General features: G+C 38.2%; 14 protein-coding genes. 8 read left to right on the forward strand and 6 right to left on the reverse strand.

All coding sequences use genetic code 11. The annotated features are described in order from the left end of the window. Nucleotides 1-52: 52 nt before the first annotated feature. The 3 genes from M2139_RS02015 (at nt 53) to M2139_RS02025 (ending at nt 3,169) form a co-directional block, all read left to right on the forward strand. Complete coding sequence (locus tag M2139_RS02015) at nt 53-1,381, forward strand: extracellular solute-binding protein (RefSeq protein ID WP_280737125.1); 1,329 nt, start codon at nt 53-55, stop codon at nt 1,379-1,381. A 104-nt stretch (nt 1,382-1,485) separates the two neighbouring features. Continuing rightward, complete coding sequence (locus M2139_RS02020) at nt 1,486-2,349, forward strand: sugar ABC transporter permease (protein ID WP_280737126.1); 864 nt, start codon at nt 1,486-1,488, stop codon at nt 2,347-2,349. Next, nucleotides 2,342-3,169 (forward strand): carbohydrate ABC transporter permease, encoded by an 828-nt coding sequence (locus M2139_RS02025; RefSeq protein WP_280737127.1) that lies wholly within the window; start codon nt 2,342-2,344, stop codon nt 3,167-3,169. The genes M2139_RS02020 and M2139_RS02025 overlap by 8 nt, the downstream gene beginning before the upstream one ends. A 59-nt stretch (nt 3,170-3,228) precedes the next feature. On the opposite strand, the gene M2139_RS02030 is transcribed toward M2139_RS02025, so the two are convergent. The 5 genes from M2139_RS02030 to M2139_RS02050 form a co-directional block, all read right to left on the reverse strand. Beyond that, nucleotides 3,229-4,023 carry a hypothetical protein gene (locus M2139_RS02030; protein ID WP_280737128.1) on the reverse strand — a complete coding sequence of 265 codons (795 nt, stop codon included), beginning with the start codon at nt 4,021-4,023 and terminating at the stop codon, nt 3,229-3,231. After that, entirely contained in the window at nt 4,013-4,498 is a 486-nt protein-coding gene (locus M2139_RS02035) for a sigma-70 family RNA polymerase sigma factor (RefSeq protein ID WP_280737129.1), read from the reverse strand. Before M2139_RS02035 ends, M2139_RS02030 begins: the two co-directional genes overlap by 11 nt. Nucleotides 4,499-4,532: 34 nt before the next feature. Next, nucleotides 4,533-5,054 (reverse strand): hypothetical protein, encoded by a 522-nt coding sequence (locus tag M2139_RS02040; RefSeq protein ID WP_280737130.1) that lies wholly within the window; start codon nt 5,052-5,054, stop codon nt 4,533-4,535. Nucleotides 5,055-5,178: 124 nt separating this feature from the next. Continuing rightward, a complete protein-coding gene (locus M2139_RS02045) occupies nt 5,179-5,802 on the reverse strand; it encodes a DUF47 family protein (protein WP_280737131.1) in 624 nt (207 codons plus the stop codon). Between the two features lie 83 nt (nt 5,803-5,885). After that, nucleotides 5,886-6,899 carry an inorganic phosphate transporter gene (locus M2139_RS02050; protein WP_280737132.1) on the reverse strand — a complete coding sequence of 338 codons (1,014 nt, stop codon included), beginning with the start codon at nt 6,897-6,899 and terminating at the stop codon, nt 5,886-5,888. A 309-nt stretch (nt 6,900-7,208) separates the two neighbouring features. Here M2139_RS02050 and M2139_RS02055 point away from each other — a divergent pair, with 309 nt between their 5' ends. Beyond that, nucleotides 7,209-8,861: a DNA mismatch repair protein MutS gene (locus M2139_RS02055; RefSeq protein WP_280737133.1), complete on the forward strand. Its 1,653-nt coding sequence runs from the start codon at nt 7,209-7,211 to the stop codon at nt 8,859-8,861. A 332-nt stretch (nt 8,862-9,193) separates the two neighbouring features. After that, nucleotides 9,194-10,225: a tRNA preQ1(34) S-adenosylmethionine ribosyltransferase-isomerase QueA gene (gene queA / locus M2139_RS02060; protein WP_280737134.1), complete on the forward strand. Its 1,032-nt coding sequence runs from the start codon at nt 9,194-9,196 to the stop codon at nt 10,223-10,225. Nucleotides 10,226-10,277: 52 nt separating this feature from the next. Here queA and M2139_RS02065 read toward each other — a convergent pair whose 3' ends face one another. Further along, on the reverse strand, nt 10,278-11,150 hold the full coding sequence (locus tag M2139_RS02065) for an AraC family transcriptional regulator (protein ID WP_280737135.1): 873 nt from the start codon (nt 11,148-11,150) through the stop codon (nt 10,278-10,280). A 180-nt stretch (nt 11,151-11,330) separates the two neighbouring features. Here M2139_RS02065 and M2139_RS02070 point away from each other — a divergent pair, with 180 nt between their 5' ends. Genes M2139_RS02070 through M2139_RS02080 form a run of 3 tightly spaced genes read left to right on the forward strand, consistent with a single transcriptional unit; the run spans nt 11,331 to nt 14,120 of the window. Next, nucleotides 11,331-12,410, forward strand: a complete 1,080-nt coding sequence (locus M2139_RS02070) for a Gfo/Idh/MocA family oxidoreductase (protein WP_280737136.1) — start codon at nt 11,331-11,333, stop codon at nt 12,408-12,410. Between the two features lie 16 nt (nt 12,411-12,426). Then, nucleotides 12,427-13,149 carry a ThuA domain-containing protein gene (locus M2139_RS02075; protein WP_280737137.1) on the forward strand — a complete coding sequence of 241 codons (723 nt, stop codon included), beginning with the start codon at nt 12,427-12,429 and terminating at the stop codon, nt 13,147-13,149. Between the two features lie 2 nt (nt 13,150-13,151). Then, nucleotides 13,152-14,120, forward strand: a complete 969-nt coding sequence (locus tag M2139_RS02080; RefSeq protein ID WP_280737138.1) for a sugar phosphate isomerase/epimerase — start codon at nt 13,152-13,154, stop codon at nt 14,118-14,120. Nucleotides 14,121-14,154 lie beyond the last annotated feature (34 nt).

A 14,154-nucleotide genomic window follows, 5' to 3' on the forward strand; every position in this document is an offset into this window, starting at 1 on the left:
AATGAAATTAAAAAAATAAATATTTTGAAATGTTTAGAGAGGAAAGATGGAAATGGAAAAGAAAAAATTAATTAAGATGTTAGGTGTTGTCGCTTGTTTTAGCGTACTGCTGGCTGGTTGTGGAAAAAAAGCGGAAAAAGCTGACGAGCAAGATTTTTCGCAAGCAGAACGGGTTGAAAAAGCTGAGCTTAAAGTATATGCCCCTAAAGGTAAAAATACGGATTGGTTAAACGATGTCGCTGAACGCTATAACGAAAAATATAATACAGAAATTACGATTAAAGCAACAGATGTAGCTCCCCCGGCGATTACTCAAAAAATGACACCTCTTTTAATTGGTAATGAAACTCTGCCGGAACTTGCTTATATTCAAGATTCGGATATTACTGGCTTGTTAGAAAAATTCCCTAAATCTTTTGAAAATATTAGCGGGATTGGTTTGGAAGCAGATTTTGCTGACAGTATTTATCCAGCTAAAATTGCTACTTTAAAAGCAACTGCACCTAATAATGATTTATTCGGTGTTCCTCAGGATTTAGGCATGGTGATGATGTTTTATCGAGCGGATATCTTTGAAGAAGCAGCTGTAGATGCAACTGAGCTAACTGACTGGGATGCCTTAATTGAAGCGGGTAAGAAAATTAAAGCCGCTACTGGCAAGAATTTATTAGCGTTAGATGCTAACGGGGAAACATCTTTGATGCTTTATATTATGCAACAACAAGATGTTCCAATCGTTGATAAAGATGGCAATACCAATATGAATACAGAGGCTGCAAAAAATGCTTTGAAAATCATTGATAAGTTAAAAGAATCAGATGTAGTTGCTTATTATTCAAGTGATAAAGATCGTTATACTACTTTTCAAGATTGTGCGGTTATTATTGAAGGAACTTGGTTAGCGGGGAATATGACTAATAATTATCCTGAACAAACAGGTTTGTGGCGAGTGGCGCCAATCGTTGGCTATAGTAGTTCTGAACAAGGAAAGAATCCAGTGAGTGGCGGTTCTTCTTGGTATATTGGAGCAAATGCAGAAAATAAAATCGCTGCTTTACAATTGATGGAATTTGCTATTCAAGATAGTGTTTCACAAGATGATTTGCTAAATCGTGGTAGTGCTTCGGCTGTGATGTCTTCTTACGAAAGTGAAGCTGGTCAAGCAGGGTATCCTTACTTTGGGGACCAAAAAATATATGATGAAGTTAAAAAAGCCGGTAACAATGCCATCGAATTATTCCACTACCCTTATGCTGCTGATGCAAATAGTTATTTGAAAATGGCGGTTTATGATTACTGGCAAAAAGGTGATATGGATAAATCTTTACAAACACAAGCAGAACAGTTCGCCCAAAAATATGCGATTGAAGTAAACAACTAATAGCGTAAACAAGGGGATACAAGTTTTTCATAATTAAAGAAAAAATCCTTGTATCTCCTTTTGTTTTAAGTTAACGAGTATTGACTAAATGGAGGAATGTTATTGTGGAAAAGCAAATAAAAAGGGCACCCTATATTTTCTTAAGTCCATTTTTAGTTTTATTTGGATTAACCATTTTGGTTCCAATCGTAATATCTTTAGCTTTTAGCTTTATGGATATTAGAGGTGAAAGTTTCACTTTTGTTGGTTTAGATAATTTTAAGGCATTGTTTAATGATCCGATGTTTTTAAAATCATATGTCAATGTTTTAATCATTATGATTGGTACAATTCCTTTTTTTATTTTGTTGGCATTGTTATTTGCAGTATTATTGAATAATCCGACGATTAAAGGAAAAGGAATTTTTAGAACGGTTTATTATTTGCCAGCAGTTACTTCGTTAGTGGCTGTTGCTTCGGTATTTATGACTTTTTACAATCCGTTAGGGATCTTAAATACATTATTAGGTATGATTAATATTGATCCGATTCCTTGGTTGTCTGATCCGTTTTGGGGAAGAATCGCAATGTTTATTGTGATAATTTGGCAAAATGTTGGTTACTATACCATTCTATTTCTTGGTGGTTTGCAAGGGATACCGTCTGAAGTTTATGAAAGTGCCGATATGGATGGTGCTTCACCTTTTGTCCGATTCTTTTATATTACTGTACCGATGTTAAAACCGATTGTCTTGCTTAGTACGGTCTTAGCGACGATTAACGGCTTAAACACTTTTGAAATTCCTAATATTCTATATGGCAATACTTTTGGGCCAGGGGGGATTGCCCAGACGGTGGGCGTGAATTTATATAAAATCAGTTTCGAAATGATTGATTTTGGGAAAGCTTCAGCGATTGCTTGGAGTATGGTTTTTGTAGCAGCTATTATTTCTCTAGTACAATTTAAGGTAGGGAAGAAGTATGAATAAAAAAAGATTAATCACAGTATTGATGTATGTCTGTTTAGTTTTTGGTGGTATTATTTTTCTAGTGCCTTATGTTTATATGCTAATAGCATCAACGCAAAATAACGGAATGATTTTGAGTAAAACGCTGAATTTAAATATCGGAGGCTTTTTCGGCGATAATATCAAGTATTTACTGGATAACTATCAGTATATCAAAGTTGTCTGGAACAGTTTATTTGTGACTGTAATTGGAACGCTTGTATCGACTTTTGTGACAACGCTAGCGGGTTATACATTAGCTAAGTATAGATTTTTAGGTAATAAGTTCATTTTTAGTTTGATTATGTTATCGCGGATGATTCCTGGTTTTGCGGTATTGATCCCGACTTTTTTACTATTCAGTAAATTTGGGTTAACTAATTCGTATGCCGGTGTTATTCTGCCGTTGGTCGCTTCAGCTAATGCAGTTTTTATTATGAAACAGTATGCTGATTCATTTCCCTATGAATTGATTGAAGCAGCAAGAATTGATAGTGCTTCTGAATGGACGATTTTTTATCGAATTGCGGTACCGTTATTAAAACCTAACATTATAACTTCTGCATTATTGATTTTTATGGGCTATTGGAACTCGTATTTGTTCCCGTTAGTAATGATATCTGATTCAGAAATGTATACTGTTCCGCTAGTCATCAGAAATATAACGCAAGCATCACAAGATGATTTGAATTATGGTGCAATGATGACTGCTTTGGCAACGTCGGTTATTCCAGTCATTATTTTATATACTTGGGTTCAATCGAAATTTAAGCAAACTAATGCTTCTGTTGGAATTAAATAAGTGAAAAAAATCTCTTTGCCAGCCGCGATTTGTGGTAAAGAGATTTTTTTATTTTGCGCTTAATGATGTTGTTCTCGGTGATGTTCGTTATTGCTAGTGTTATTGGTTTTTGATTCAGTAGCGGAATCAGTTGTTTTTTCTTTATGTTGCTTACCGTTTCCATTTTGTTTTCGTTGACGCTTCTGATGACAGTTATCAATTTCTTGATAAATTTCTGATAGCGAATGGTGACGACAAGTTTCAAAAGAAGCAGTTTCGTCTAGCTCTTGCAGTTCTTTAATTGCTAAGTATCTAGCAGGAGTGACGGCTTCGATTGTGGCTGCCGTTTTGGTAGCTTCGTCAATTTCAAAAACTTGATAGTTAACTGTTTGTTGATGGTGAGCTAAGCTGGTGGTTACTTGCTTTTCTAAGTTTTTTTGCCATTTTTCAGCATTTTTTTTTTTTGTTTGAACAGAAATTGCTAATTGAGCATCAGGGGTCAGCAATTCTTCTTGAGAAAATTCAGCAACTAACAGGTTGACTGCTTGTTGATAAGATTTATTTTTCAAAGAAAGCTTAGTTAAAATTTCTTCTCCATCTGCATTATAAGCTTTCACGTCAATGATTCGCTGGAACGGATTGACGGTTAATTCCAAGCTGGGATTAACATCAATATCCACATAGGCCGCTTTGCTGTAATAAGTGGAATAGGCGATGAATAATAAGCAAGCGAAGGCACAAGCGATACCGTAAATTATTTTGGTTGCTGGCTTGCGCTTTTTTTGTTGACGTAAAGGGAGATTGGCTAGCGTTTTTTGTTTCAATTCGTCAGTTGCTGTGATTGATTGAAATGCTGTATTCAATTTATCCTTCAAAATAATCCGCCCCCAATTCTTTTTGTAGCTGCTCTCGTCCCCGTGCTAGCCAAGTGTAAATGGTATTGCTTTTCTTCTTTAAAATATCCGCAATTTCAACTGCTGAATAACCTTCTATGTAAAAAAGATAGATGACTTGACGATAATTTTTAGGTAAGCGGGTCATGGCGGTTAAGATTTCTTGGTTTTCTTGTGGTAAGGTAGCAGGTTCAGCGACTAATTGCTCTAACGGAATAACATTTCGCTTGAAAAAATTCTTTAAATTATCTTTGCTAGTGTTGATAGCAACCCGAATAAGCCATGCCTTTTCGTGAGCATCGCTTTGAAAGGGTTCCGTCCGCAGGAAGTATTTTAAAAATACTTCCTGAAAGACGTCTTCCGTATCTTGAACATTTTTTAATTGGATAAAACAAATCCGTTGAATCATGTCAGCGTATTTATCCATTGCTGCCGCTACGGCTGCTTCACTAGCCACGTTTTAATCCCTACATTTCTATAAAAGCTTTCGATTAATGATGATTTCCGCCATTATTGTGTTGTTTCCTATGTTGTTCTTGTTGACCGTGATTCCCACTCCAAGTGGTATCTGGCGCCGTTTGCTGCTGGTGTTGGTGAACGCCGGTTTTGCCACAATTATCCACGCCGCAATTATAAGTAAAGTTAGTTTCTTGTTGGGCCGTTTCTTGGTGTTGATGAAAACCGTTCTCTTCGCAAGTCGCTATACCACAATTATAAAAAGTAGCTGACTCTGTGTTGTCGCTCCAGTTGTTGTGCTGATGGTCGCTAACTTCTAGGCAATTTTCAACAGGACAATTGCTTTGCTTTTTAGGAAAATAACCAATTCCTTGATGTTGATGAAACCCGTTGGAAGTGCAGTTTTCTTGATTACAGCTTTGCGGCTGGCGTGCTGCCAATTCTTCGACTGTAATTGTTGCTAAATTGGGTTTTGGTTGATTGTTTAACGCCGCAGTTGAAAGACTAGCGTTTCCTAAAAATAAACTAGCTGTTAAAGTGATGATTAAATGATTCATGTAATTCCCTGCTTTCACTATTTTTTTACCGTACACTTATAATACGATTCAAGCAGGGAAATCCTTTCAAAAAAATTAAAAAATAATGAAACCTCTCAGATAAATGACCTGAGAGGTTGAAAAATTACATGTTTTTAATGACAACACGAGCGATTAAATCAACGATTTGCTCACAAACGTTAACGACGTTTTCTAATTGATCGAAGATGTCTTTCCATTTAATGACTTCGATAACAGGCACGTCAGTTGTGAATAAAACTTTAGTTAAGCTGCTATATAGTTCGTCCGCTTGCGTTTCTGCGGCGCTAACTTCTTTAATCATTTGTGCTAGTTTTTTAGAATTTTTAAATTTTGAAAATTCTTTAGTAGCCACTAATAAACCTGAAGTTGCAGTAGCGATACATTCCACTAAAGCGTCGGTATTTGGTCGTATTTCAGTAACTGCTAAGTTTTCAAATAAATAAGTTGTACTGTTGATGCCGTCAATAACATCATCTAAACGTTCCGTAATTTCAACAATATCTTCGCGGTCGATTGGTGTAATAAAAGAATCATATAGCTCAGCCATTACTTCCGAAACGATTTCATCCGCTTGGTGCTCTAAATCATGAATTTTTTCAGAAGTGGTTGCTAAGTTTTCGACTCCGTAATTCTTAACTAAAGTATCTAAATGAGTCGCTGCTTCAGCCGTCCATTGTGCTAATTTTACTAAAGAATCAAAATAATTATATTGTTTTTTTCTAGCCATGTTTTTACACCCCATAATTTTTCTTTTAAATCAGTTTGTATAATTAAGCTTTGCTCGTGAGCTGAACGAGCCCTTTCTGCTTTCTAAAATAACATCATAAATAATTTGGCCATGATAAAGGCAATAGCGCCGCAGCCTGGGAAAGTTAAAATCCAGGCGATGAGCATTTCTTTAACGATTTGCCAATCGACACTGGATAAACGGCGAGAAGCGCCGACACCCATGATGGCAGTTGTTTTTGTATGTGTTGTTGAAACGGGAATCCCGAAAACGGAAGCTAAGAACAAGCAAATTGCTGCGCTAAAATCGGCTGAAAAGCCTTGATAACGTTCTAATTTTACCATGTCCATCCCAACAGATTTAATAATTCGCATGCCACCAACGGAAGTTCCAAAGCCCATTGTCAATGAACATAAGGCCATCACCCAAAGTGGAATGGTAAAGCCGTTACCGGTTTTTTCTGCTAAATTGTTGTAGTAGAGGCCTAACATGAAAACCCCCATAAATTTTTGACCATCTTGCGCCCCGTGTAAAAAGGCATTTGCCGCTGCGGCAATTCCTTGACCGGTAGTAAAGAAGCGATTCGCTTTGCGCCGGGAAACATTGGCAAATAAAACTACCAATAACTTAGTGAATAAATAACCTCCACCAAAACCAAGCACTGTCGACATGACCAGTCCGATTAAAACTTTCAGCCACTCACCGCCGTTAACTGCGCCTATGCCACCTAAAGCCATAGCTGAGCCGGTTAAGCCAGCAATTAAAGCGTGAGATTCACTGGTAGGAATTCCGAAATACCAAGCGGCTACTGACCAAACGACAATTGAAAATAAGGAAGCCGCTAAAGCAACCTGTGAAGCGTTCCCTTGGCCGTCAAAACTAACGATATTACTGATGGTTTCAGCAACCTGTGAATTGAAGTAAGTCATTACTAAAGCGCCACAGAAGTTCATGGCGACCGCCAACCAAATGGCTGTCCGGGGTTTTAAAACGCGGGTTGAAACGGCTGTTGCGATGGCATTAGGAGCATCGGTCCACCCATTAACAAAGATTACGCCTAAAACCAGTATAATTGTCACAAAAAATGCAATACTCATGATTCACCTCAAAATAATGTTGCAACAGAAATTAGCAGCATAAATTCTGCAAATTTCTCCCGCTTAATAGTAAAAAAATAATCTTCAGACAAAGCTAGTATCCCTTATATTTAACGAACGCGCAAGTACTTTTTTGAAAAAAACTCAGAACTTCTTTTTTAGGGTGGAAAAGAAGGCTATTTAATAGGAAATTAAACGTCATAAAATAAAGAAAACAGGCTTTATTTATTGCTACTTTAGGCTGATTATTCTTACAAAAAACTGTGGTATACTGAAAGAAAAAATGCGTGATAAAAAGGCGGCTGGAAGATGACTTGGCAAATCGTAATTATAAGCGTTATTTTGGTGATTGTAGTAGCGGTAATTGGATTTAGTATTTACGATAGTTGGAAGTTGCGGCGAAAAGTCCGTAATAATTGGCAGAAACTGCCTTATGAACCCCGCTTTGATAAAGAGGAAAGTCTGCAACAAGCTTATCAAAATGCAGCAGCTTTTACTACTAAAGACAGCTACGTGGATGATATCACTTGGTATGATTTGGATTTGTTTGAAGTTTTTCAGCAGATTAATCACACCTATTCCAGCATTGGCTCTGAGCAGCTGTATCAGCGTATACGGGGCTTTGATTTTACTAGTCAAGAAGAAGGGGAGCTAGAAGCCTTAATTCAATATTTTGATGAAAATCCGCAAATGCGAGAAGATACCGAATTTATTTTTGCTAGTTTAGGGAAAAAAGATAAAAATTTTGTCGCTAGCTATTTAGCGGACGGTAAAAAACAGCAGTTAGCCAACATTAAATTTCATGTTTTATTAGGGCTATTGCCGATTTCCTGTGTGATTACTGGACTTTTTATTCCGCAATTTATGTTAGTAGCGCTAGCTGCCCTTTGTTTTAATCTTTTTTATTACATGGGGAAAAAGCAGACGGTTGAGCGGGAATTAAATAGTATGGCTTATCTTGTGCAAATGATTAGTGCAGCGAAAAAAATCCGTAAACTACCTTTGCCGAATCAGGCGGCTTTAACTAAGGCGGTTAAGCCGTTAGAGAGCATTTTGAAATTCTCTTTTTCTTTTCGGGTAAAAACCAATACGGAAATGGATATGTTTTTTGACTACATTAATATGATGTTTATGCTACCTTTGATTACTTATCATTTCATTTTAGCTCGTTTGGAAAAAGAAAATGCCGCAGCGATTCAAGTTTGGCAATTATTAGGTAAGCTGGAAGTGGCCTACGCAATTTTAAATTATCGTAAAATTGTGCCACTAAATTGTCGGCCGACTTTTACTGAAACTGGCGGAATTATCGGGGAAGCTGTTTACCATCCTTTAGTGGATAATGCAGTTGCTAATCCGGTTGCTTGGCAGAAAAATACTTTAGTGACAGGCTCAAACGCTTCCGGTAAATCAACTTATGTAAAAGCAATCGCCATTAATGCAATTTTATCGCAAACGATTTATACGACGCTGGCGGAATCTTTTACGATGCCGGCGGGACATGTGCTAACTTCAATGGCGGTGGAAGATAATATTTTTGCTGGCGATAGTTATTTTGTAGCGGAAATTAAATCGGTGAAGCGAGTATTGCAACAAGTCGCTAGCGGAGAGTGCTGCTATTGTTTTATTGATGAAATTTTGAAGGGTACCAATACGATTGAGCGAATTTCCGCTTCGGCTAGTATTGTCAATTGGCTGAAAGATAAAAATGTTTTAGCTTTTGTGGCGACTCATGATATTGAGTTAACGGAAATTTTAAAAGATAGCTGTGATAATTTGCATTTTGAAGAGCAAGTTACCGAGGAAGAAGGTATTGCCTTTGATTATCGGCTGCGTAAAGGGCCAGCAGTTTCCCGCAATGCCATTCAGCTATTGAAGATTTTAGATTACCCGCAGGCGATTGTAGATGAGGCTTTTGCGGAGGCGGAAAGTTTTGATGCACAACGACAATGGCGTCAACTTTAAAATAAAAAGGAATCAAGTTCATTTTTGAGCTTGATTTTCTTGTTTTTAGACAAAAAAAGACCTACTAGTAAAATCTAGCAGGCTAGGAGTAAAAATGAAAAAGTGTTGGTTGTTTGTTGGTAATTACATTATACAAAACGATTGTGTGTTTTTTGTGAAGAAAAGCAAAAAAGTATAAATAAATGAAAATTTTTTTATTAGTTGACTAAAAACGTTAAAGCTTCGCATTTCTATAGATTCTTTGGAAAGAAACAAATGATTTTAATTCGCCATCAGCTGAAAATCGTGATAGAATAACCAAGGATAATATCGGAAAGATTTGAGGAAATAAAATGTTAACAACAAATGATTTTGATTTTGATTTGCCAGAAGAATTAATCGCCCAAACCCCTTTGAAAGACCGTGCCAGCTCTCGCTTATTAGTTTTAGAAAAAGAAACCGGCGCGGTTAAAGATGGCACTTTTACAGATATCATCGAGGAGTTGCAAGCCGGCGATGCCTTAGTGATGAATGATACCCGCGTTTTACCCGCCCGCTTATACGGGGAGAAACCGGAAACTGGCGGCCATTTAGAAGTCTTGCTTTTAACCAATACGGCCGGCGACACTTGGGAAACGTTAATTAAACCAGCTAAACGAGCAAAAGTTGGTACGGAAATAGTTTTCGGCGATGGTCGCTTAAAAGCTGTTGTTGAAAAAGAGTTGGACCACGGCGGACGAATCATCACTTTTAAATATGAAGGGATTTTCTTAGAGATTATTGAAATTTTAGGGGAAATGCCTTTGCCACCTTATATTAAAGAGCGCTTGGAAGATTCCGAACGTTATCAAACCGTTTACGCCAAAGAAAGTGGTTCAGCCGCTGCCCCGACAGCTGGTCTGCATTTTACGCCAGCCGTGTTAAAACAGTTGGAAGCAAAAGGCGTGCAATTGGTTTATTTGACTTTACATGTTGGCTTAGGAACTTTCCGACCAGTCAGTGTCGATAATTTGGCAGAGCATCAAATGCACAGCGAATTTTATCGTTTAACGGAAGAAGCCGCGGCTCAACTGAATCAAGTGCGAGCAAATGGTGGAAAAATCGTCGCAGTCGGCACCACTTCCATTCGCACGTTAGAAACCATCGGTACTAAATTCGCCGGTGAAATTAAAGCCGATAGTGGTTGGACGGATATTTTTATCACACCGGGATATCAATTTAAAGTGGTGGAAGCTTTCTTGACTAATTTCCATTTGCCAAAATCCACTTTAGTGATGTTAGTCAGCGCTTTTGCTGGCAGGGAAAATACTTTAGCGGCTTATCAACATGCCATAGCCGAAAAATATCGCTTCTTTAGTTTTGGCGATGCAATGTTTGTCAAATAAAATAATTGAAAAACGAGAGAACAGCTAGTTTTGTAGCTGTTCTCTCGTTTTTTTAATCTTCTTGTAGTAAATATTTCTTCTGAAATTGAAAAGGTGCCATACCCACGGCGGCTTTGAAAACGTGGTGGAAAGTTTTGATGCTGGCAAATCCGGAACGGGAGGCGACTTCAGTCATAGGAATATTTTCAGTGCCTAAAATGTATTTGGCATGATTGATGCGATATTCCATTAAGTAGCGGGAAAAAGTTAAACCGACATTTTTTTTGAAAAAGCGAGAAAAATAGCTAGAACTAAACCCAATATGACTAGCCACTTCATCTAAAGTAATCGTGTTTTCAAAATGAGCTTCCACATATTCAAAAATCAAATTCAATTGTTCCAAAGCTTCCGTTGGATAAATTTTCTTAGCTGATTGCAACTGTTGCTGGGTTTCTTTAATTGGCAAACGGTAAAAAAGACTGATAATTTGATAAAGTTTGCCGGTAATGGCGTATTGTTGCCCTTCAATCGCTTGTTGGCTGATTTCAAAAATTTCTAAGAGTAGTTTCTTGATTTCGGCTGTCATTTCAGTGGGCCAAGCAGCGCTGTGATTTAAAACTTCAAGAAAAAGCTGGTATAAATTGCGGTCAGTTTCTTGCAAATTGGCGTTTTCGTGAAACATTTTTAAATCAAATTGATAAACAATACGTTCGCTATCAGGAGAAGCCAAGAAAAATTGCGGTTCGCCACTATAGAAAAAATAAATTTCCCCTTCTTGCAACTGAATAATGCGGTCGTTGGTGCCTAAATTGACGCTGCCTTTTAAACAATAAATAAACTCGATTTCCTTATGCCAATGAGGATATGTAATTTCCCAACCTTGACAAATAAAGGTGCGAAAAGGAAAAAGCGGATTTAAGTCGGGAATCTCTAAGTATAAACTCATGATAACCTCCAATTAAGCTGTTTTTCTTATTATACTGTAAAAATTCAAATAACAGGACAAAAATCGGGAACTTTTTGAAAAAGATGAGGGAAGAATGCAGCTGCTCAATTGGTTATAATGAAGGCGGAAATTAGTAAAAGCATTTACTTTTAAGCAGATAAGCAAGAGGAGGATTTTATAATGGTTTTAAAAATTGGAGTAATCGGCTGTGGCGGTATCGCCAATGGCAAGCATATGCCGGCGCTAGCGCAAGTTGAAGAAGTCGCAATGGTGGCTTTTTGTGATATTATTGAAGAAAGAGCAGTCGCTGCAAAAGAAAAGTATGGCACAGAGGATGCAAAAGTCTATACTGATTACCAACAAATGTTAGCGGAATCACAATTGGATGTGGTACATGTTTGTACACCAAATAATGCCCACGCACCAATTTCAATTGCGGCCTTAGAGGCGGATTGCCATGTCATGTGTGAAAAACCAATGGCGAAAACACCTGAGGAAGCACGTCAAATGGTGGTCGCTGCCAAACGCACTGGGAAAAAATTAACAATTGGCTATCAAAATCGTTTCCGAAAAGATTCTCTTTACTTACATGAAGTTTGTCAAGAAGGAGCGTTAGGAGATATTTATTTCGGTAAAGCCCATGCGATTCGTCGCCGGGCGGTACCGACTTGGGGTGTCTTTTTGGATGAAGAAGCCCAAGGCGGTGGGCCATTGATTGATATCGGCACCCACGCTTTAGATTTAACTTTATGGATGATGAATAATTATCAACCGAAATTTGTAGTAGGGAAAACTTACCGTGAGTTAGCTGAAACTAAAAATGCTGCTAATGCTTGGGGCCCTTGGGATCCAGAAAAATTCACAGTGGAAGATTCCGCTTTTGGCTTTGTCACGATGGAAAACGGAGCCACAATTTTCTTGGAGTCTAGTTGGGCTTTGAATACCTTAGATGTTAAGGAAGCAAAAACTTCTTTATGCGGCACTAAAGCCGGCGCTGATATGAATGACGGCCTGAGAATCAATGGGGAAGATCACAGCTTGTTGTATGAAAAACAAGTGGAATTAGAAACCGGTGGTGTTGATTTTTATGACGGTGCGGGTGATGATCCTTCTTTAATTGAAGCGAAATCATGGATTTCAGCAATTTTAAATGATACTGAACCTGTTGTGAAACCGGAAGAAGCATTGGTAGTTACGGAAATCTTAGCAGCGATTTATGAATCATCTAAAACCAATCAACCAGTTTATTTGAATAAATAAGACACAGGAGAATAAAATGAAAGTTACTGTATGGAATGAATATCGACACGAAAAAATTGACGAAGCCGTCAACGAAATGTATCCCGCGGGAATTCACGGCCAGTTGGCTAAGTTTATAGCTGATGAAGAAACCGTCGTTCAAACAGCGACGCTAGATGAAGCAGAACATGGACTTTCTTCCGAAGTTTTAGCCGAAACCGATGTTTTGTTATGGTGGGGTCATGTCGCCCACGAGGAAGTGGCGGATGAAATCGTTGAGCGGGTTTATCAACGGGTGCTGGAAGGCATGGGCTTAATCGTATTGCACTCTGGTCATTTTTCAAAAATATTTAAAAAATTAATGGGGACTTCTTGCGATTTAAAATGGCGGGAAGATGAAAAACATTGCCGCGTGTGGAATATTAATCCCGGTCATCCGATTGCCACGGGGATTGAAGACTATTTTGAGTTGGAAAAAGAAGAAATGTATGGGGAACACTTTGATATTCCGCAACCAGATGAATTAATTTTTGTTAGCTGGTTTCCTGGTGGCGAAGTTTTCCGTAGCGGTTGTACGTATCGTCGGGGCAATGGCAAAATTTTCTATTTCCAACCAGGTCATGAAACGTACCCTAGCTACTATGATGAAAATGTACAAAAAATTATTAAAAATGCGGTAAAATGGTGCGCACCAACGAAAGCCAGCTACCCTAAATACGGTCATTTTCAAGCGTTAGAAAAAAATTTGGAAGGAAGATAACTATGAAATTAGGCGTTTTTACACCTCTTTATAATAATTTGAGCTTTGAAGAAATGATTGAAAAAGTTGCCAGCTACGGTTTGGAGGCCGTTGAAATCGGCACCGGCGGTTCGCCAGGGAATGCCCATTTAGATATTGATAAATTATTAGCTAGCAGCGAAACCCGCCAAGAATATTTGGCGAAATTGACAGATAAAGGTTTAACGATTTCCGCTTTAAGTTGCCATAACAATCCAATTTCACCATTGAAAAATGTAGCGCAAGAAGCCGATGAATTATTGCGAAAAACGATTAAATTAGCGAGCTTAATGAATGTGCCAGTTGTTAATGGCTTTTCTGGCGTTGGCGGCGGTAATCCTACCGATACACAAGTGAACTGGCCGGTTTTACCTTGGCCGACAGAATACAGTGATAACTATGAATATCAATGGGAAAAAGTGTTAATTCCTTATTGGCAAGGCATCAATCAAGCGGCAGAAACCGCGGGTGTAAAAATTGGTATCGAGCTGCATGGTGGCTTTTTAGCCCACACCCCTTATACGATGTTGCGTTTACGGGAAGCGACCGGCAAAGCAATTGGTTGTAATTTAGATCCAAGCCATTTATGGTGGCAAGGGATTGATCCAGTGGCGGCAATCAAAATTTTAGGAGAAGCTGGTGCGATCCATCATTTCCACGCCAAAGATACTTATTTAGATCAAGATAATATCAATATGCACGGCTTAACCGATATGCAGCCTTATGAAAATGTCAAAACACGGGCGTGGACCTTCCGTTCAGTTGGTTGCGGTCATGATTTGAAAGTTTGGTCAGATATTATTTCAGCCTTGCGAATTTATGGCTATGATTATGTTTTGAGTATCGAGCATGAAGACCCAATTATGTCCATTGAAGAAGGGCTGAATCGAGCGGTGGTTAATTTGAAATCATTGATGATTAAAGAACAGCCTTCTGGTATGTGGTGGGCGTAAAATAATTTTGAACAATGGTTCGTTGGAAAGGAAA

This window comes from Enterococcus sp. PF1-24 (assembly GCF_029893325.1).
In the GTDB taxonomy this organism is placed as follows: Bacteria; Bacillota; Bacilli; order Lactobacillales; family Enterococcaceae; genus HY326.

What these genes read in the sequence shown, in the direction of transcription:
- M2139_RS02015 (WP_280737125.1), top strand. Translation starts at nt 53, where the DNA reads ATGGAAAAGAAAAAATTAATTAAGATGTTAGGTGTTGTCGCTTGTTTT.
- M2139_RS02025 (WP_280737127.1), top strand. Translation starts at nt 2,342, where the DNA reads ATGAATAAAAAAAGATTAATCACAGTATTGATGTATGTCTGTTTAGTT.
- M2139_RS02040 (WP_280737130.1), bottom strand. Translation starts at nt 5,054, where the DNA reads ATGAATCATTTAATCATCACTTTAACAGCTAGTTTATTTTTAGGAAAC.
- M2139_RS02045 (WP_280737131.1), bottom strand. Translation starts at nt 5,802, where the DNA reads ATGGCTAGAAAAAAACAATATAATTATTTTGATTCTTTAGTAAAATTA.
- M2139_RS02050 (WP_280737132.1), bottom strand. Translation starts at nt 6,899, where the DNA reads ATGAGTATTGCATTTTTTGTGACAATTATACTGGTTTTAGGCGTAATC.
- M2139_RS02055 (WP_280737133.1), top strand. Translation starts at nt 7,209, where the DNA reads ATGACTTGGCAAATCGTAATTATAAGCGTTATTTTGGTGATTGTAGTA.
- queA (WP_280737134.1), top strand. Translation starts at nt 9,194, where the DNA reads ATGTTAACAACAAATGATTTTGATTTTGATTTGCCAGAAGAATTAATC.
- M2139_RS02065 (WP_280737135.1), bottom strand. Translation starts at nt 11,150, where the DNA reads ATGAGTTTATACTTAGAGATTCCCGACTTAAATCCGCTTTTTCCTTTT.
- M2139_RS02070 (WP_280737136.1), top strand. Translation starts at nt 11,331, where the DNA reads ATGGTTTTAAAAATTGGAGTAATCGGCTGTGGCGGTATCGCCAATGGC.
- M2139_RS02075 (WP_280737137.1), top strand. Translation starts at nt 12,427, where the DNA reads ATGAAAGTTACTGTATGGAATGAATATCGACACGAAAAAATTGACGAA.
- M2139_RS02080 (WP_280737138.1), top strand. Translation starts at nt 13,152, where the DNA reads ATGAAATTAGGCGTTTTTACACCTCTTTATAATAATTTGAGCTTTGAA.